The organism is Paenibacillus sp. NPDC056722 (genome assembly GCF_042790635.1).
Classification (GTDB): domain Bacteria; phylum Bacillota; class Bacilli; order Paenibacillales; family Paenibacillaceae; genus Paenibacillus_AQ; species Paenibacillus_AQ agri.
The window spans coordinates 132,732-133,024 of record NZ_JBHTYV010000015.1 but is presented as its reverse complement, the minus strand read 5'-3'; the positions used below and the strand labels follow the sequence as shown (position 1 = coordinate 133,024).

The window sequence follows — 293 nt, the reverse complement described above, 5'->3', positions numbered from 1 at the left end:
GTGAACGGACAGCATCTGCAGCCTGAAAGTATAACTAGCGGGCATCTGGCTGAGCAAAGTGTGGAAGAGCGTCATGTAAGACCCGGCAGTATCACCCTTGAGCATCTGGCGAAGGGAGCGGTGAACGGACAGCATCTGCAGCCTAAAAGTATAACTAGCAGTCATCTGGCTGAGCAAAGTGTGGAAGAGCGTCATGTAAGACCCGGGAGTATCACCCTTGAGCATCTGGCAGAGGAAGTATACACGTCCGATCTCTTGCCTGACGGCAGCTTAACAGGAGCGAAGCTGGCATA

At 52.9% G+C, this 293-nt stretch carries 1 pseudogene; it reads left to right on the top strand.

The window, feature by feature from the left end:
• Nucleotides 1–293 (top strand): annotated as a pseudogene (locus ACFRAM_RS25485) (hypothetical protein); the annotation flags it as partial.